At 70.7% G+C, this 17,886-nt stretch carries 14 protein-coding genes; 12 read left to right on the top strand and 2 right to left on the bottom strand.

Features of this window, described 5'->3' with window-relative positions; all coding sequences use genetic code 11:
- Positions 1–240 precede the first annotated feature (240 nt).
- A complete protein-coding gene (locus O7595_RS24475; RefSeq protein WP_269730769.1) occupies positions 241–1,872 on the bottom strand; it encodes an alkaline phosphatase D family protein in 1,632 nt (543 codons plus the stop codon).
- Positions 1,873–2,006: 134 nt separating this feature from the next.
- Here O7595_RS24475 and O7595_RS24470 point away from each other — a divergent pair, with 134 nt between their 5' ends.
- The 4 genes from O7595_RS24470 to O7595_RS24455 all read left to right on the top strand — a co-directional run bounded on the left by O7595_RS24470 (position 2,007) and on the right by O7595_RS24455 (position 7,232).
- Positions 2,007–2,762: an SDR family oxidoreductase gene (locus tag O7595_RS24470; RefSeq protein WP_269730768.1), complete on the top strand. Its 756-nt coding sequence runs from the start codon at positions 2,007–2,009 to the stop codon at positions 2,760–2,762.
- Between the two features lie 462 nt (positions 2,763–3,224).
- On the top strand, positions 3,225–4,079 hold the full coding sequence (locus tag O7595_RS24465) for a PhzF family phenazine biosynthesis protein (protein ID WP_269730767.1): 855 nt from the start codon (positions 3,225–3,227) through the stop codon (positions 4,077–4,079).
- A gap of 565 nt (positions 4,080–4,644) precedes the next feature.
- Positions 4,645–5,109 carry a hypothetical protein gene (locus tag O7595_RS24460; protein WP_269730766.1) on the top strand — a complete coding sequence of 155 codons (465 nt, stop codon included), beginning with the start codon at positions 4,645–4,647 and terminating at the stop codon, positions 5,107–5,109.
- Positions 5,110–5,372: 263 nt separating this feature from the next.
- Entirely contained in the window at positions 5,373–7,232 is a 1,860-nt protein-coding gene (locus tag O7595_RS24455) for a glycoside hydrolase family 15 protein (RefSeq protein ID WP_269730765.1), read from the top strand.
- Between the two features lie 123 nt (positions 7,233–7,355).
- Here the strand turns inward: O7595_RS24455 and O7595_RS24450 are convergent, their stop codons facing one another.
- On the bottom strand, positions 7,356–8,129 hold the full coding sequence (locus O7595_RS24450; protein ID WP_269730764.1) for a LuxR C-terminal-related transcriptional regulator: 774 nt from the start codon (positions 8,127–8,129) through the stop codon (positions 7,356–7,358).
- Between the two features lie 551 nt (positions 8,130–8,680).
- Here O7595_RS24450 and hemA point away from each other — a divergent pair.
- The 8 genes from hemA to O7595_RS24410 all read left to right on the top strand — a co-directional run bounded on the left by hemA (position 8,681) and on the right by O7595_RS24410 (position 17,845).
- Positions 8,681–9,895: a 5-aminolevulinate synthase gene (gene hemA / locus O7595_RS24445; RefSeq protein WP_269730763.1), complete on the top strand. Its 1,215-nt coding sequence runs from the start codon at positions 8,681–8,683 to the stop codon at positions 9,893–9,895.
- Between the two features lie 72 nt (positions 9,896–9,967).
- Positions 9,968–10,822 (top strand): TauD/TfdA dioxygenase family protein, encoded by an 855-nt coding sequence (locus O7595_RS24440; protein WP_269730762.1) that lies wholly within the window; start codon positions 9,968–9,970, stop codon positions 10,820–10,822.
- Positions 10,823–11,008: 186 nt separating this feature from the next.
- Positions 11,009–11,770 carry a 3-oxoacyl-ACP synthase III family protein gene (locus O7595_RS24435; protein ID WP_269730761.1) on the top strand — a complete coding sequence of 254 codons (762 nt, stop codon included), beginning with the start codon at positions 11,009–11,011 and terminating at the stop codon, positions 11,768–11,770.
- Entirely contained in the window at positions 11,767–12,966 is a 1,200-nt protein-coding gene (locus tag O7595_RS24430) for an ATP-grasp domain-containing protein (RefSeq protein ID WP_269730760.1), read from the top strand. Before O7595_RS24435 ends, O7595_RS24430 begins: the two co-directional genes overlap by 4 nt.
- Complete coding sequence (locus O7595_RS24425) at positions 12,963–13,976, top strand: MDR family NADP-dependent oxidoreductase (protein WP_269730759.1); 1,014 nt, start codon at positions 12,963–12,965, stop codon at positions 13,974–13,976. Before O7595_RS24430 ends, O7595_RS24425 begins: the two co-directional genes overlap by 4 nt.
- A 44-nt stretch (positions 13,977–14,020) precedes the next feature.
- Complete coding sequence (locus O7595_RS24420; RefSeq protein ID WP_269730758.1) at positions 14,021–14,599, top strand: hypothetical protein; 579 nt, start codon at positions 14,021–14,023, stop codon at positions 14,597–14,599.
- A 133-nt stretch (positions 14,600–14,732) separates the two neighbouring features.
- A complete protein-coding gene (locus O7595_RS24415) occupies positions 14,733–16,556 on the top strand; it encodes a phenylacetate--CoA ligase family protein (protein WP_269730757.1) in 1,824 nt (607 codons plus the stop codon).
- On the top strand, positions 16,556–17,845 hold the full coding sequence (locus O7595_RS24410; protein WP_269730756.1) for an MFS transporter: 1,290 nt from the start codon (positions 16,556–16,558) through the stop codon (positions 17,843–17,845). The genes O7595_RS24415 and O7595_RS24410 overlap by 1 nt, the downstream gene beginning before the upstream one ends.
- Positions 17,846–17,886 lie beyond the last annotated feature (41 nt).

Genomic DNA, 17,886 nt, shown 5'->3' with positions numbered 1-17,886 from the left:
GCGGTGGGGTGCGCGACCGCCGGGAACGCGGCGGCGCTCACGGCGCAGCCGACGGCGTCGCCGGACGAGGAGGTGACGCGGGGTGGTCGCGATGGCCTTCCACCGGGCGGCGCGGGACTTCGCCGGGGTGCGAGTCGGGAGCCAACCACGGAAGGACTTCCCGCCGGCGGGCGGGAGCACGGGCCCGCGCCCCTCAGACGTGCGGGCCCGCCCCTCCCGGAACAGCAGTGGCCGCCCCGGTCAGACCTGCACGAGGCCGGGGTCGCCGGCCTCGGTGACGAAGGACGCGGCCGTGGTGACCGGCGCGCCCGGGGTCGTCACCGCGGAGACCGTACGGAAGTCCGCGCGGGCGTGCTCGGTGGTCAGTGTGACCGTCACATAACCGCGGCGGCCGTTGTAGAACCTCATGTGCGGGTTGGCCAGGGTGAGGTTGTCCCAGTTGGCGGGCTTCTCGGCGCCGTCCTTTCCGCTGCTGACGGACGTGGCGACGAACTCCGTGCCGACCGTTCGCGAGGACGGGTCGTCGAAGTCCTTCTTCAGGTCGAACGCGTAACCGACGTGGACATCGCCGGTGAGGACGACGAGGTTGTCGATGCCGGCGGCCTCGGCACCGTCGAGGATCCGCTGCCTGGAGGCCGGGTAGCCGTCCCAGGAGTCCATCGAGAGCTTGTAGTCGGGCGTGGGGAGGTTGCGCCGCTGGGCGAACGTGACCTGCTGCGGCACCACGTTCCAGACCGCGTCCGAGGCCCGCCAGCCGTCGAGCAGCCAGCGCTCCTGCGTCGCGCCCGTCATCGTGCGCGACGGATCCTCGGACTCGGGCCCCGGGGTCTGCCAGCCGTCGCCGTACGCCTGGTCGGAGCGGTACTGACGGGTGTCGAGCACGTCGAACTGGGCGAGGCGGCCGAACCGCAGCCGGCGGTAGAGCCGCATGTCCGGGCCGGCCGGCCGCTGCGGTCTGCGCAGCGGCTGGTTCTCCCAGTAGGCGCGGTACGCGGCGGCGCGGCGCAGCAGGAACTCCTCCGGCGGGACGTCGTTCTCGGGCGTCTCCCCCGCGTAGTTGTTCTCGGTCTCGTGGTCGTCCCAGGTGACGACGAAGGGATGGGCGGCGTGCGCGGCGGCGAGGTCCGGGTCGCTGCGGTAGAGCGCGTAGCGCAGCCGGTAGTCCTCCAGGGTGACGGTCTCGCGGTTGAAATGGGCGGGCAGGAGCCGGTCGGTGTGGTTGCGGGCGCCGCCGACGGCGTTGACGGCGTACTCGTAGAGGTAGTCACCGAGGTGGAAGACGGCGTCCAGGTCCTCGCCGGCGAGGTGCCGGTACGCGGTGTAGTAGCCGTCGTGGTACGCCTGGCAGGAGACGGCCGCGAGCCTCAGCTCGGAGATCCGGGCACCGGCAGGGGGTGCGGTGCGGGTGCGGCCGACGGGGCTGATCCAGCGGCCCGCGCGGAAGCGGTAGTGGTAGACGCGATCGGGGTCGAGTCCGGTGACGTCCACGTGGACGGTGTGGTCGAACTCGGGGTGTGCGGTGGTCTGTCCGCGTCTGGCGACGCGGGTGAACCGGGCGTCGTGGGCGATCTCCCAGCCGACCCGGATCCGGGCGGAGGGCAGTCCGCCGCCGGGCTCGTACGGGCGGGGCGCGAGCCGCGTCCACAGCAGTACGGAACCGGGCAGCGGGTCTCCGGACGCCACGCCGAGCGCGAACGGGTCCTCGGTGAGTTTCCCGGCGTCCAGTTCGGCGGCGGCCGCGGTGCCGGCAGCGGGCAGGTTCACGGCGAAGGCGAGCGCGGCCGCGGCTCCGGTGACGGTCAGGAAGCGGCGGCGGCCCACGTGCCGGGCAACGGCGCGGAGTTCGTCCGAGTGGCGGTGTGCGGATGTCATCTGGCCCTCCCCTTGCGGACGTTGTCACTCCGCATTTGAGCCGGGCCCGGCGTCCGTGGATTGTCCGGTACACAACATCCGCGTGTCGGACGGATGAGAACCCCGGAGACCCGTCTGCCGTACGCTGCGGCGCCATGAACGCAGAACGGAGAAGTGCGGTGGTCACGGGCGCCGGCTCGGGCATCGGGCGCAGCGTCGCCCTGGCGTTCGCGGGCGCGGGTTGGTCGCTGGCGCTGGCGGGCCGGCGGGCGGACGCACTGGGAGAGACGGCCTCACTGGCCGGCGGGGCGGACGTACTCTGCGTCCCGACGGACATCACGTCCCCGGACGCCGTCACGGCGCTCTTCACCGCGGCGCGGGAGCGGTTCGGGCGTGTGGACCTGCTCTTCAACAACGCGGGCACGTTCGGCCCCGGCGGGGTGCACCTCGAGGACCTCCCCCACGAGGCATGGCGCCATGTCGTGGACGTCAATCTGACGGGTTCGTTCCTGTGCGCCCAGGCCGCGTTCCGGGTGATGAAGGACCAGGACCCGCAGGGCGGCCGCATCATCAACAACGGCTCCATCTCCGCACACGCGCCGCGTCCGCACTCGGTGGCGTACACGGCGACGAAGCACGCCGTCACCGGTCTCACCAAGTCCCTGTCGCTGGACGGCCGTCCCTACCGCATCGCCTGCGGCCAGATCGACATCGGCAACGCGGCCACGGAGATGACGGCCCGCATGGAGACCGGCGTCCTTCAGGCCGATGGCCGCACCGCCCCCGAACCGGTCATGGACGTGGACGACGTGGCACGGACGGTGCTGCACATGGCGGAGCTGCCCCTGGAGGCGAACGTGCAGTTCGCGACGGTGATGTCCACGACGATGCCGTACATCGGCCGCGGCTGACGGGAGGCCTCGCCCGACCCGCGTTGTTTCGACGGCCCGTCGCCGCGCGTCGACGCCTCGCCGGGGCCGCGGCACCCGGACCACCCTCGGTCCGCGGCCGGGCTCCCGCCGGGGCGGGCCCTCCCCGGAGGTACGGGCGTGGCCTCACCCCGGGGGACCGTCATGCCGAGCAGCCCCTCCCCCGGCCGGACCGTCACGCCGGGCGAGCCTGGGCGGGGCGCACCGGCCAGAGGCACGCGGTAGCCCGGCCGGCACCAACCGTCGGGCCCGACGCACGCGCACCGGCCGGCGGGAGCACACGAGGAGCTTCACACCGACGGAACGGCCCGCACGGCCCGGCGCCGGCACGCCCCTCGACCCGGAACGCCCCCGCACCGCCCGCGGCAGCTGCGAGCAGCTCAGCCGCACGAGAAAGCGCCGCGCCGCGGGAACAGCCCGCACGGGCGCGGTGTTGGGTGCGGCATGAGCTCAGACGCACGCCCCGACGTCCTCCGGTACACCGCGTTCTCCACCGAGCCCACCGGCGGCAACCCCGCGGGCGTGGTCCTCGACGCCTCCACCCTCGCCGACGCCGAGATGCTCGCCGTCGCCGCCGAGCTCGGGTACTCCGAGTCCGCGTTCCTCGCCCCAGAGGGCGAGCGGGCCTTCACCATCCGCTACTTCAGCCCCAAGGCCGAGGTCCCGTTCTGCGGTCACGCGACCGTCGCCGCCGCCATCGCCCTCGCCGAACGCATCGGTCCCGGAGAACTGGAGTTCACCACCCGCGCGGGGATCGTCCCGGTGGAGGTCACGGAGCGGGACGGCGCGCTCCGGGCCACGCTCACCAGCGTCGTACCGAGCGTCGAAGGGATCACGGACGACGACCTCGCCGAGGCGCTCGCCGCACTCGACTGGACCGGCTCCGGAGACCTGGACCCGGCCTTCCCGCCGCGTGTCGCCTTCGCCGGCGCCCGCCATCTCGTCCTCGCCGCCGCGACCCGCGAGCGCCTCGCGGACCTCGCGTACGACGTCGACCGCCTGGAGGCCCTGATGCTCCGGCTGGACCTCACCACCGTGCAACTGGTGTGGCGGGAGTCGACGACCGTGTTCCACGTGCGCGACCCGTTCCCCGTCGGAGGAGTCGTGGAGGACCCGGCCACGGGCGCCGCGGCGGCCGCCTTCGGTGCGTACGCCCGCGAGCTCGGGCTGGTGCCCGAGGACGCGGTGCTCACCCTGCACCAGGGCGAGGACCTCGGGCGGCCGGGGCAACTGACGGTGACGCTGTACGCGGGCGACCCGAGGGTGCGGGTGAGCGGCGCGGGCACCCGCATCGGCTGAACGGCGCCGACACCCCGACACCCTCGTCGAGCGAGCACCGCGGGCGACGCGAGCCCGTCAGCGCCGCCGACACCCGGATCGGGTGAACGACGCGGACATCCTCGTCGAGCGAGCACCGCGGGCGACCCGAGCCGGTCAGCGCCGCGGGCATCGGAGCCGGCCCGGTTGGACGAGGTGACTTGGCCGGCCGCGGGCTCGCGGAGCTTCCCCGGCCCGTGCCGGCCGGGGCGCGGTCCGGCGCCTCGCACCTTGCGCCACTCGCGGCGCGTCACCCTCACGCGCCGCAACCCGCAGGACGGGAATCCGGCCGGATCCGCGGCCCCCGCCGATGCCTCGGCCTCCTCCCGGAACCGCGGTCTCCCCGCAGCCGCCCGGGCGGCTGGAATTGACCGATACATGCCAACAATCTCGGTCGGCATCCTTGCCTTCTCCGGGAGTTCCTGCCCCAATGACAACCGTCCCTGACTGCCCATCGGCCCCCCTTGCTGCGGGGCCGGTGCCCACGCAGGCAGCGGCGGTCGGCGACGCCATCCCGTGACCCCCACACACGAAGGCGGGACCCCCGATGAAGCACCGCACACTCGGTACCGGCACGGCCCTGCTCGCCGCGACGGCCGTCGGCGTCCTCGCCCTGGCCCCGGCAGCGCTCGCGGTCGAGCCCACGACGGCGACCCTGTCGTTCGACTGCGGCTCGTTCGGATCCGGCGAGGCCTCGCTCACGGCCACCCAGGACGGCACCGCGGCCACCATCACCCTGTCCACCTCCGCCATCAAGTCGCCCTTCCCCCTCTCCGCCAACTCCGTCAGCTCGACCCTCGCGCTGACCAGGAACGGCTCCGGCACGACGACGTTCACCGGCAACGCCAACCCGGCGATCCCTGCCGGTGGCGCGGTCTCCACCGGGCCGCTGAACGGCACGGTCGCCACGGGAGACAGCCTGGAGGCGGCGTCCCTCAAGGTCGTCGTCTTCGGCATCACCGCGACCTGCAACGCCACCTCGCCACAGGACCCCGGCCCGTTCGTCTTCTGACGCACACGCCCTCCGCCGGGCCACCTCGAAGCACGGTGTCACCGCCACTCCACCGACGGTGACACCGTCCCGGGGGCGGCGTCCCCGGACGCCGTCCCCGGCCCCTGCCGGCGCAGGCCCGCCCGGATCCCCGGCGCTCGGCTTCCCGGATGCCCGACGCTCGGAGGCCCTCCCGACGCCGACCTCCATCAGTCGACAAGTCGACCTACCATGAAATGCGAGGTACGGGCGCATTTGCCGCGAGGCAGAGGGAGGACCGACCTGTGACCGCTGAGGCGCCGGCGTACGAGGCGGCCCGCGAAGCGGGCGCTCCCGGGGGCCCCGGCACCCCCCGATACCTGCCGATCTCCGAACACGGACTGATCGGTGACCTCCGCAGTGCCGCCCTCGTCGGTACCAACGGCACGATCGACTGGTACTGCTGCGGCCGCTTCGACGCACCCAGTGTCTTCGCCTCGATCCTCGACGCCGAGAAGGGCGGCCGCTTCGAGCTGGCACCGGACGTACCGGCCCGGACGAAGCAGTTCTACTTCCCCGACACGAACGTGCTCATCACGCGCTTCTTCGCGGAGGACGGAGTCGGCGAGATCCAGGACTTCATGCCCATCGCCGACGACTCGCGCGAGGCCGACCGGCACCGGCTGATCCGCCGGGTGGTCTGTGTCCGCGGCTCCCTGCCGTTCCGGGCGGTGGTCGCGCCGCGCTTCGACTACGGCTGCCAGACCCACACCGTCCGCATGGAGGGCGCCTCTCCGGTCTTCGAGTCGCCCGCGCTGAGCCTCTCGCTCACCTCCAGCGTGCCGGTCGAGACCGACGGCCGGGACGTGTGGTCGCTGTTCAAACTGCACGAGGGGGAGACGGCCGTCTTCGCGCTCGACCGGCTCGGCAGCGACCTCGTGCCGCAGGAGTGCCCCACCGCCACGGCCGAGGAGGCGTTCGAGGCGACGGTGCGCTACTGGCGGCGCTGGCTCTCCACGTCGCGCTACCGCGGCCGCTGGCGCGAGATGGTGCACCGCTCCGCCCTGACGCTCAAACTGCTCACCTACGCCCCCACCGGCGCCATCGTGGCCGCGCCCACGACGAGCCTGCCCGAGCAGATCGGCGGCGAGCGCAACTGGGACTACCGCTACGTCTGGGTCCGCGACGCGGCCTTCTGCGTCTACGCCCTGCTCCGGCTGGGCTTCACCGACGAGGCCCAGGCGTTCATGCGGTTCCTGACCGAGCACGTGTGCGTCTCGTGCGGCGACGGAGGCCCCCTGCAGATCATGTACGGGATCGACGGCCGCCGTGACCTGCCGGAGCGCGAACTGCGCCATCTCGAGGGGTACCTGGCCTCCTCCCCCGTCCGCGTCGGCAACAACGCGGTGGACCAGCTCCAGCTCGACATCTACGGCGCGCTCATCGACTCGATCTACCTCTACGACAAATGGGGCGAGCCGATCTCCAGCGAGCAGTGGGACCACGTCTGCGGCATCGTCGAGTGGGTCTGCGAGAACTGGGACCAGCCCGACGAGGGCATCTGGGAGACGCGCGGCGGACGCAAGTGCTTCCTCTACTCCCGGCTGATGTGCTGGGTCGCGATCGAGCGCGCCATGCGCATCGCCCGCCGCCGGGGGCTGCCCGCGGACATGGCGCGCTGGGGCGGCGTCCGCGACGGGATCTACCGGCGGATCATGCGGCGCGGCTGGTCGGCCGAGCGCAACGCCTTCGTGCAACACGAGGACGACAGCGTCCTCGACGCGGCCCTGCTGATGATGCCGCTGGCGAAGTTCATCTCCCCGACCGACCCGAAGTGGCTCACGACCCTGGACGCGCTCGGCGAGGAACTGGTCTCGGACTCCCTGGTCTACCGCTACGACCCGCAGGCCAGCCCGGACGGGCTGCGTGGCGAGGAGGGCACGTTCTCGATCTGCTCCTTCTGGTACGTCGAGGCCCTGGTCCGCGCCGGCCGGCCGGACGAGGCCAGGCTGGCGTTCGAGAAGATGCTCACGTACGCCAACCACCTCGGCCTGTACGCGGAGGAGATCGGCCGCACGGGCGAGCAGAACGGCAACTTCCCGCAGGCGTTCACCCATCTCGCACTGATCAGCGCGGCATTCAACCTGGACCGGGCACTGGGCTGAGCGCGTCCGGTTTCGAGGAGGTGCGGCCAATTCCCGGCGGAGCCGAAGCTCTTCCCGTCGCGCACGCCGTGCAGACCGACGGTCACCGGACCGGCGGCCGGCAGACCGCCCACCCCTCTCCCGTCAGGTCTCCGGCAGTTCCTCGTCGAGGATGCCGGCCTTGGCGATGAGGTAGGCGAGCTGGGCGCGACTGCGGCTGCCGAACATCTCCGAGGCCTTGCGCACATGGGAGGCGACGGTTCTGCTGCTCATGCCGAGCCGACCGGCGATGGTCTCGTCGGTGTAGCCGTTCACCATCAACTGCAGGACGACGCGGCGGGTCTCGTCCACGAGCAGGGCCGGACGGTGGTCGCTCGGCGAGTGGGGGAGGGGGACCGCGCGCTCCCACGCGTGCTCGAATATGCCGACGAGGTAGCGGATCAGGCCGGGGTGCTCGATGGCCAGGGCCGCCTGGCTCCGCTCCTCCGCCGGGTCCGGTACGAAGGCGATCCTGCCGTCGCACACGATGAGCCGGTCGAACACCTCGTCCAGCGTGCGCACTTCGGCACCGGCGGCGGAGATCTGCTCCACGTAGGACAGCGTCGGGCCGTGCGTGCGCACGGTGTGCTGGTAGATGGTGCGCTGCCGATTGCCGCGGCGCAGAGCGGCCAGGTCGCCGCCGAGCGCCTTCGCCAGGAGTTCCCGGGGCCGCCCCCCGCCCGGCTGGGCAGTGAGCAACTCGTCCTGGCAGGACCGCACCGCCGAGGCGAGCGCGGCACTGATGGCGTCCGCGCCGCGGATGATACGGACCAGCCCGCCGTCGCCGCTCGTGCTGCCGCGGTAGACCTCCTGCGCCCGGTGCATGGAGGTGCGGGCCACGGCGAGGGCGCGCTGGTTCCGCTCGATGACCTCCTCCATCGGGCGCATGAGCGCTGTCGCCGCCAACCCTGGCGGGATGGGGACGAGTTCGCCGTTCCTCAGCTGCTGGAGGAGACCCAGAGAAATCAGACATGCAGGACACTCCCCTGCCGGCGTGGCGCCCTTCAGGACCTCCGAGTAGAAGCTCAGCCCCTCTTCACAGACCTCGGGAGCCGAAGCCGCGTCCCGTTCAGTCCCATTTCTGCACATTTGTCGATCCTTCTGGTTCTGGCGTTGCAGGTTCATGATCCAGGACTTTCCTAGGCCGAGGGGGAAGCGGGCGCCATGATTCTTGTCACGGGCCCGAACAACATGGCCCGCCAGGAAAACAGGGGGATTCACATGCTCAAGAGGCGTGTTCTTTGCAACGTTCTCGGTGGTCTCGCGGCGGTCGTTCTCACGGCTATCGCACTTTCCGTTCAGCACGGGCCCCAGGCTGGGCTTGCGACGGAAGCCACCGCGATCACCGCTCTGACGTCCGACTCCGAGTGGGGATGACGCCGCACCCCGTCACCAGCTCCCACACCACATCCATTCGCGCAGGAGACGCAATGTCGGCACTTCCACTCGAATCACAACTCCGGTCAGCGTTCGACGGGCTGGACACGGCACTGGCGGACCTGAAGTCCGCCGGCCTCTACCGGGACTTCACCCCCTGCTCCTACCTGGCCGAGGAGCCCGGGCACGCCATCCACCAGGGACGGCGCATCCAGGTGTGGTGCACCAACGACTACCTGGGCATGAGTCAGAACCCGCAGGTCATGGAGGCGCAGATCGCCTCGACGCGGCGGCACGGCACGGGCAACGGAGGCTCGCGCAACATCGCCGGCACCAGTGAGGCCCACGTGGAGTTGGAGCAGCGGCTCGCAGCCTGGCACCGGCGCCCCCGGGCGCTCGTCTTCACGAGCGGGTACGTGGCGAACTTCGAGACGCTGAGTACGCTTCTGTCCGCCGTCCCCGACACGGTGGTCTTCTCCGACTCGCTGAACCACCGTTCTCTGATCGAGGGGATTCGAGCTTCGCGGAACCGCAAGCATGTATTCCCGCACAATGACGTGGCGGCGCTCGAGGAAATGCTCGCCCAGTACGAGATCGACCGCCCCAAGCTCATCGTCTTCGAGTCCGTCTATTCGATGGACGGGGATATCGCGCCGATCCGCGAGATCTGCGATCTGGCCGAGCGCTACAACGCGATGACGTATCTGGACGAGACCCACGCCATCGGCGTCAACGGGCCCACGGGCGCCGGTGTGTGCGAGGAGATCGACGAGTATCGCCCGACCTTCGTCCAGGGCGTGTTCGGCAAGGCCGTCGGCACCACCGGTGGCTATGTGGCCGGACCGGACGTCCCCCTCGACTACGTGCGATCGAACGCGCCGGGATTCATCTTCACCACCACCATTCCGCGTTCGAGTCTGGATGCCACCCAGCGCAGCCTCGACGTCATCCAGTCGCCCGCAGGCGACTCCCTCCGGCGGAATCTGAGGGAGAACGCGGCGCGCATGCGCGCCGCACTGCACGACGCCGGCATCGACTTCATCGACGCCGAGAGCCACCTCGTCCCGGTCCTCGTTCCCGGTGGTGAGCGCGTGAAGCGCGTCTCCCGCCGACTGCTCGACGAGTTCGGCATCTACGTCCAGCCCATCAACTTCCCGTCAGTCGCGAAGGGCGGCGAGCGGTTCCGCGTCACGGTCGCGCCGTTCCGCACCCAGTCCCAGATCGAGGGATTCGTGCGCGCTCTGCGCACCTGCCTCGACGACGAGTGAACGTACGCGTATCAGCCCCTGGAAGCGGCATTTCACACGTTCTCAGAATTCAAGTTCCGAGGAGATTGACCCATGGAAATCAAGGAAATCACCCCCTTCATCGGCTCCGAGGTGACCGGAGCGACCTACGAGGACCTGCAGAGCCCCGAGGTCTTCGACCAGCTGATGGGCCTCGTGCACCAGCGTGAGCTCCTGGTGGTCCGCAGGCTGGGGATCACTCCGGAACAGCAGATCGAGCTGGCCACCCGGGTGGGCAAGCCCGTGCCGTTCCTCATGGCCAAATACCGCCACCCCGAGCACCCGGAGATCATGATCTCCTCCAACGCCATGAAGGCGAACCGCCCGGTCGGCATCGCCCGCGTCGGCAACTTCTGGCACCAGGACTCCTCATACATGAAGGACCCGGCGCCCTACACCATGCTCCACGGCGTGGACGTGCCGAGCACCAGCGGCCACACCCTGTACGCCAGTGCCGTCGACGTCTACGACCGGCTTCCGCAGGAGTGGAAGGACAAGATCGCCGGCCGCACGGCCCTGCACACCGTGACCAAGCGCCAGCGCATCTCCGCCGAGCACGTCGGCCTGTCCATCGCCGAGTTCAAGGAACTGGTCGGGCAGGAGTACCCGCCCATCGAGCACCCTCTGGTACGGCAGGACCCGTACACCGGCCGCTCGTACCTGTACGGCGCCCCGGAGTACATGGACTCGGTCGTGGGCTTCGACGCCAACGAGAACGCGGAGTTCTTCGAGCTCGTCAACCGACTCGTCCAGGACCCCGAGCGGGTCTACACCCACCGCTGGTCCACCAACGACCTGGTGGTGTGGAAGACCGCGACGACCTACCACTCGGCGACGGCGGTCGAGCCCGGTGCGACCCGGACCGTGCACCGGGTGAGCATCGAAGAGGGCGAGCAGTGGGCGGCATAGTCGACTTCGACGTGTGCTTCCCGTCCGCGAGGGCCGACGCCCACGCCATGCACGAGGCTTCGGGTGTGGCCCTCGCGGACATCGTACGGATCACGCACTGTGAGAGCTTCCCCGTGCTCGGGGACGATGAGCAGTCGTGGGAACTGGCGCTCACCGCGGCCCCGGACGGTCATGAGCCGGACCGGCGTGCCCGCCTCAGCGATCCGGCAGGTCGTCTACGCCGGCTCCGGGGAGTGGGACCGCCCCTTCTGGTCGCCCGCCGCGAAGGTGGCACACACCCTCGGCGTCGAGGGTGCCCACTGCTTCGAGGTGACGAACTTCTGCAACGCCGGAATGACCGCGATCCGCCTGCTCAGCGAGGCGGGCGCACTGGCCGAGGGCGAGTACGCGCTGGTCCTCGTCGGAGACCGGCTGAGTCGGATGGTGGACTACGGTGACCCGGATTCCAAGGCTCTCTTCAACTTCGGTGATGCGGCTGCGGCGGTTCTGCTGGAGGGCGGTGCGGGCCGTTTCTCCGTCCTCCACTCCGCGATGCGCACCGATGGCAGTTGGGCCGACTACTACGCCGGCGAGCTGACCGGAGACCGAGTGGTCCTCAGGCGGGGCGGACACCGCAAGGGGCTCGGCGAAGCTTACGTGCGCCAGTTCACTTCGCTGGTGGACGAGACGCTGGCGGCCCTGCGCCTCCGGCAGACGGACATCGCCCACTTCCTGATCAACCACGGCGACCGCGAGATGCACGAGCGGCTCCTCGACACCCTCGGCATCCCGGTCGAGCGCAGTGTCTTCAACTACCACCGACTGGCCCACATGGGCGGAACGGACACCCTGATCGCCCTCGGGGACCTGGAGCGGGCGGGCCGGCTGCGACCCGGCGATCTGATCATGCTCGCCACCAGCGCCATGGGATTCAGCTGGGGCATCACGACCTTGGAGTATCAGGGATGAAGATTCTGGTCATTCACCAGGTGCCCTATCGGAAGATCGCGTATCACCGTGGTATCGACCACGAGCGGCACGAGGTCACGTACATCGGCCATCCGCACCGGATGGCCGACCTCCCTGAGGACCTCCCCTGCCGGCGCATCACCCTGGAGGCCGACGAGGACCTGGTCGCCGGGGTCTGCGCCCGCACCTCGCGGGCCGACGGCTTCGAGAAGGTGCTCGCCCTTTCGGAGTTCGGGATCACCGAGGCCTGGCACGTGCGTCGGCACCTGGGCATCGAGGGTGCTGCCCTCGACGCCTTGGAGCGCGTCCGCGACAAGGTGCGGATGAAGGAGGCGCTGGCCGGATCGGGGCTGCGCCACCCACGGTTCGTGGCCGATCCCACTCCCTGCCGGCCTCTGCCGTGGGAGGGCCGCACTGTCCTCAAACCGCGGCAGGGCGCCTCCAGCGAGGACGTCTCCGTCCACGAAACGGCGCGCGCGGCGCTCAGCGCTTTCCGCAAGCTCCCGAACCCCGAGGAGTTCCAGCTCGAGGAGCACATCGACGGGGACATCCTGCACGCCGACGGGCTGGTGGACGGCGGTCGGCTCGTGAACCTGGCTGTCAGCCGCTACGTCAACAAGCCGGTCCAGTACGCCTCCGGGGTGCCGCTCGGTTCCCACCAGGAGTCGTGCACACCGGCCCACCGGGCCTTCGCCGAACAGGTGGTGGCGGTACTCGGCATCGAGGAGGGCTGCATCCACCTGGAGTTCTTCGAGACCGCCGACGGCGAACTGGTCTTCCTGGAGGTCGCCAACCGAGTGGGCGGGGCCGCCGTCATCTCCACCCATGAGCAGCACACCGGGGTGCACCTGCCCTCCCACGAGATCGCGATCCGGCTCGACCTGGAACGCCCGCCCGCCGACCGGCCCACCGGCCGCCACCACGGCTGGCTCGCCTTCCCCGGCCACCACCTGGCCGCCGACGGAGTACCGGAGATCCACGTCCCGGAGTGGGTGCGCACACATCCCTGTGTGGACCGGATCCACATCCTGGCTCCCGGCCGGCAGTGCCCCAGGCACATCACCTACCAGGAGTGGGAGGTGCCCGTCTTCATCGAAGCGTCCCACACGGACCCGGGTCAGCTGCGCTCGTTCCTCGAGGAGTGCGCCCGGACCGTCTCCGCCACCACACGTCAGCGAGAGGATCAGGCGGCATGAGCGACTCCGTACGCACCGCACGGGCCTGGCAGCAGAGGCGGTTCCCCGACGGGATGCCGGTGCCCGAGGACTTCGCCGAGGTCGAGCTGGTCCTGCCGTCCCCGAAGAGCGGCACCGCCCTGGTGGAGAACCTCTGGCTGTCGGTGGACCCGTACATGCGTGAATGCATGGACGGGGACTGGGGCCTGGGCACCTGGCTGGAGGGGCGCTCCATCGGACGGGTCGTCGAGTCCCGCGCCGCCGGACTCCCGGTCGGCTCCCTGGTGTTCCACCGCCATGGCTGGCGCACCCACGCGATCGTGACCGCCGACGAGGTCAGGGTGCTGCCGCAGTACGAGGGCATCGCACCGGAATCCTTCCTCGGCCTGCTCGGGGGCACCGGTCTGACCGCCTATGTGGCGCTGACCCGGATCGCCCGGCTCCGCGCGGGCGAGACGGTGTTCATCTCGGCCGCCGCCGGCGGTGTGGGCACCGCGGCCGGCCGATTGGCCCGGTTGCTCGGCGCCGGTCGCGTGGTGGGAAGCGCCGGTTCGGCGGCCAAGGTACGCAAGCTCACCGAGGAATTCGGCTTCGACGCCGCCTTCGACTACCGCGCGGGCCCCTCCGTCGCAGCCCAGTTGGCACAGGCGGCACCGGACGGGATCGACGTCTACCTCGACAACGTCGGGGGCGAGCACCTGGAAGCGGCGATCGGTGCCATGCGCGAGTTCGGGCGTATCGCCTGGTGCGGAGCCATCGCGCAGTACAACGCGCGGTCCGCCCCGGCGGCGCCGCGCAACCTGTTCGACTTGGTCGGGAAGAGCATCCGGCTGGAGGGTTTCCTCGTCGCCCATCACTCCGACGCACAAGCAGAGTTGGAGGACTTCCTGGTGCCGCACCTGAGTGCAGGAAGGGTCCCCGACAGCCTCAGCATCACGGACGGGTTCGACCGGATGGTGGACGCGTTCCTCGGCATGCTGCGCGGCGAGAACACAGGAAAGTCGGTCGTGCGGCTCCGGCCGCAGAGCTGAGCGTGGCGCCGCGTGGAGCGGCCACTCACGAAATGAGGCAGGCCATGCCCCCCTTCTCCGCAGGACTGCACATCAACGTCGTCTCCCTCGGACTCACTCGACGGATCTGCGCCATCTGGAGGGTCGGCAGCCCCGTCGGTCAGCGGCCCTGCGAGTTCTCCGGAGCCCTGCTGCTGCCCAGACGTGGGGCCGAGCAGCGATGGGCCGTGGAGACCGCGGTGGCGGCGCTGGAGGAGCACGGCGTCGGTGACGGACCTGCCTGCGTGGATCTGACCACGACAGCCACGGGTATCGAACTCGGTGCCGTGCGCGGGGGCCTGTGCCGGTCCGATCTCCTCGAACTGTCCCGCGCCGCCCTCGGCGACGGGCACCGGGAGTGGGCCGACCTGGCGGTCGATCACCCTGCGGACTTCCGCACGGCCGCCGGTGTCCCCTACGTGGTGCTACGCCACGCCGCGACCGTAACCCTCCGGAGCCCGGACGGCCCCGGAAGCCCGGACCGGCGCGTCCGGCTGCTGCACCCCCGTCAGCAGGACGTGCTCCGCGCCTACACGGCGGCCCTGCTCGCAAACACCACCAGCAACGGGAAGCACCCTGACCCCCTCAGCCCCGGGAGGCCGTGATGCCCTTCCCCGCCGAGCTGAGAGAAGAGATCGACCTCGGCGTGCGCCGGCTCGCCACCGTGATCGCCGAGTACCGGTGAGCCTCCGCCCCTCCGCCCCTCCGCCCCGACCGCCCCGACTCAAGGACACCCCGATGAGGCACTACCCCACCGATCTGCTGCTGGCCGTCGAACACGTGGAGCGCGTCCTGTCGCGCGGTGAACTCCCCGCCCTGCACGCGGCACTGACGGCCGCGGGCGTGACCGAGCCGCTGCGGCGCTTCGACAGCCACCAGCTCTTCGAGGGTCTGGACCGTCTGCTCGCGGGGGTCAGTCAGTACCCGTGGCAGCCGCTGACCGACAGCAACGAGGTCCTGGAGACCCGGCCAGTGGGAAGCGTGGTCCTCGACGACGCTTCGGCCGAGGCGACCCTGCGCGCCCTGCTGCTGGCCTGGGCCCTGGGCAACCGGGTGATCGTACGCTCGGCGCGACCGACGCTGTGGTCCGCCGTCATGGCGGCCCTGCGCCAGGCCGGGGTGCCGCTCCCCGAGGGCGAGGTGGTCCCACCGGACGCGCAGGTGTCGGGGACCCCGGTACGGGCCCCGGGGCTCCCCCTGGACGGGCTCCTCTCCCTGGACTGCCAAGCCCCCTGGGTGTACGGACTGCTGGAGCGGGACCATCGCTCGGGTATCTCGCTCGCCCGGGCCCGCAGCGAGGACGCCGCCGAGTACGAGGACAGGCTGGCGGCGAAGCTCCGCTATCTCCTCGCCCGGGCCCGCCGCACACCCCACTACGCCGAACTGCCCGAGGCCGCGGGCACGACCGGCCTACCCCGGCTGCCGGTACTCGACAAGCCCACCCTGGAGGCCCACTCGCTGCCCGCGAGCCGGGACCTGTGCAGCGGCGACACGCCCACGGGAGAGGTGCTGCGCTCCGGAGCGACCAGCGGCAGCCCCCGCTACATCGTTTACGCGCGCGCCGACTGGGACAACATGGTCCGCGAGGCCGTACCGGTGTTCTACGAACTCGGTGTGGAGCCCGGCGACCGGATCGTCAACACCCTCTTCGGCGGCGGTATGTACGGCGGCCTGACGACCACGTTCAGCGAGCTCTCCCGGATGCCCGTGGAGTGCTACTCGACCGGCCAGTTCGTCACCGTCGACGACCTGATCATGCTCGTGGACAGCTTCCGGGCGAATGTCGTCCTCGGCATGCCGGCCCTGATCCTGCCGCTGCTGCGCGAAGCGAAGCAGCGCCGCCCCGGCCTCCGTCTGGAGAAGGTGATATACGGAGGCACCCCCATGACGGAGACCGACAAGGACTGGCTGCGCGGCGAGCTGGGCGCGCAGGTGGTCTCCAGCATCCTGGCCGCGAACGACGGCGCCCAGCTCGGCCACCAGTGCGCGGCACTCGGCGGGACACTCCACCACGTCAACGACGACTACAACCTCATCGAGGTCGTGGACGAGCAGGGCGCGCCGGTAGCGGCCGGAGAGGTCGGCGAGCTGCTCGTCACCTGCCTCCAGAAGTTCGAGGGTCCGCTGGTGCGCTACCGCATCGGCGACATGGGCCGGATCTTCGAGCATGCCTGCGCCTGCGGAGTCACCGGCAAGGTACTCGAGTACCTGGGCCGCTCGGACGGACTGATCCGCTTCAAGGGGGAAACCGTCCTGTACGGCGACCTCTTCGAGGTGCTGGCCGAACTGGGGGTCTCCCAACTCCAGGTCGAGGTCGCCACGGAGGGCAGCAAGGAGATCCTGACCATCCGCACGGAATCACCCCGCTCACCGGACGCCGCCAGGGTGCGCGAGCTGCTGATCGCCAAGTTCCCCGTGCTCGGCGACTACCAGGACTTCGACGCCGCACTCGACCTGTACGAGCTCAGGGTGGAATGCGCCACGGAGGGCGAGCTGCCCCGCAACGCGGTCAGCGGCAAGGTCAAGACGGTCATCGACCGCAGGCTGGGGGTGGCGGGCTGATGTTCCGCGACCCGGTGGCCCGCACCATGCTGGGTGCCATCTCCCTCTCCAGCGTCGGCGTGGGCATCCACACCCTCGCGCTGGGCCAGCTGCTCTACAGCCGCACGGGAAGCCCCGCGGCCTTCGCACTGATTCTCACGCTCCAGGGCGTGGCCGCCTTCTGCGTCCTACCGGTGTGCGGGCCGCTCGTGGACATGGCCAGTTCCCAGCGGGTGTACGTGGCGTGCGGCGTCGGCCGCGCGGCGGCCGTCCTGGCGATCGTCCTCCTGGCGGCCCTGCCCGGTGGCGGGGCCGTCGCCTGGATGGTGGCGGTGGCCGTACTGCTGGCCTGTTTCGACAACGTCGAGCGGGCGGCCCTCTTCAAGCTCACCGCACACCATGTGGACAAGGCCCACATCACCCGGTTCAACAGCCTGGTCGGGGTGGCGTTCCAGGCGGGCGTGCTGAGCGGCATGGCCCTCCTCGGTCTGATCCTGACCTGGGGCACCGCCCGGCAGGCGCTGCTGGTGGACGTCGCCATGGCCCTGTGCTGCGCGCTGGCGGTCAGCCGGATGCGCCTCGCCGCCCCCGAAAGCGCCTCACCACTGTCGGCCCGGAACTTGGGCAGGGCGGTGATGGGCACGGTCGGCGAGTGGCGACTGACCCTGCGCCGCTACCGAGGGGACCGGGTGGTCTTCCTGCTGATAGCCCTGTGCGCCGGGGACTTCGTCTTCGCGCACGGCCTGAGCACCCTGGTCATCCCACTCGTCGACGACGTCCACGGCGGCCGGGGCTGGTACGTCGCCGCCCTGGAAGCGACCTTCGCGGTGGGTATGATCAGCGCCTCGGCCTTCACGGACCGGCTGATCTCCCAGCGGCTGCTGCCGCTCTGGCTGCTCTGCCAGGCCGGCGCGGCGGCCGTACTGGCGCTCGGCGGGCCGGGCGCGCTGCACTTCCTCGCCTTCTTCCTGGCGGGCTTCGCCAACCTCAACAGCCTCACCTGGCTGCTCACCACCCTCCAGCAGCGGGCCGATGAAGGGGACAAGGCCAAGATGGCCTCGTTGCGGCTGCTCGCGATCGGCCTGGGCACCGCTGCCCTGATGCCGCTGATCGGCAGGTCCGCCTCCGCCTCCCTGTACGCGGGCTTCTGGAGCCTCGCGGGCGCCATGCTGCTGTTCGCGGTGGCCGGCGCGTGGGCGGCTCGGATCTACGGCCCGGCCTCCGGTGCGGCCGAGGCGGCGGAGCCTCAGAGTCGTTCCTCGGAGAGCGTGGACCCGGCGGTCTCTCCCTCGGGTAGTACGGTCTCGTGATCCATCCGGCGGGTTCGTCGGCGATCGTGGTCGGTGGTGAC

This window comes from Streptomyces sp. WMMC940, assembly GCF_027460265.1.
Taxonomy (GTDB): domain Bacteria; phylum Actinomycetota; class Actinomycetes; order Streptomycetales; family Streptomycetaceae; genus Streptomyces.
The sequence above is the reverse complement of the archived record's forward strand: the minus strand, read 5'-3'. Positions and strand labels throughout refer to the sequence as shown.

Excerpts from the sequence above, each read along its gene's own strand:
- O7595_RS24425 (WP_269730759.1), top strand. The coding sequence starts at position 12,963 with ATGAGCGACTCCGTACGCACCGCACGGGCCTGGCAGCAGAGGCGGTTC.
- O7595_RS24420 (WP_269730758.1), top strand. The coding sequence starts at position 14,021 with ATGCCCCCCTTCTCCGCAGGACTGCACATCAACGTCGTCTCCCTCGGA.
- O7595_RS24415 (WP_269730757.1), top strand. The coding sequence starts at position 14,733 with ATGAGGCACTACCCCACCGATCTGCTGCTGGCCGTCGAACACGTGGAG.
- O7595_RS24475 (WP_269730769.1), bottom strand. The coding sequence starts at position 1,872 with ATGACATCCGCACACCGCCACTCGGACGAACTCCGCGCCGTTGCCCGG.
- O7595_RS24450 (WP_269730764.1), bottom strand. The coding sequence starts at position 8,129 with ATGGAGGAGGTCATCGAGCGGAACCAGCGCGCCCTCGCCGTGGCCCGC.
- O7595_RS24465 (WP_269730767.1), top strand. The coding sequence starts at position 3,225 with ATGAGCTCAGACGCACGCCCCGACGTCCTCCGGTACACCGCGTTCTCC.
- O7595_RS24440 (WP_269730762.1), top strand. The coding sequence starts at position 9,968 with ATGGAAATCAAGGAAATCACCCCCTTCATCGGCTCCGAGGTGACCGGA.
- hemA (WP_269730763.1), top strand. The coding sequence starts at position 8,681 with ATGTCGGCACTTCCACTCGAATCACAACTCCGGTCAGCGTTCGACGGG.
- O7595_RS24410 (WP_269730756.1), top strand. The coding sequence starts at position 16,556 with ATGTTCCGCGACCCGGTGGCCCGCACCATGCTGGGTGCCATCTCCCTC.
- O7595_RS24470 (WP_269730768.1), top strand. The coding sequence starts at position 2,007 with ATGAACGCAGAACGGAGAAGTGCGGTGGTCACGGGCGCCGGCTCGGGC.
- O7595_RS24430 (WP_269730760.1), top strand. The coding sequence starts at position 11,767 with ATGAAGATTCTGGTCATTCACCAGGTGCCCTATCGGAAGATCGCGTAT.
- O7595_RS24460 (WP_269730766.1), top strand. The coding sequence starts at position 4,645 with ATGAAGCACCGCACACTCGGTACCGGCACGGCCCTGCTCGCCGCGACG.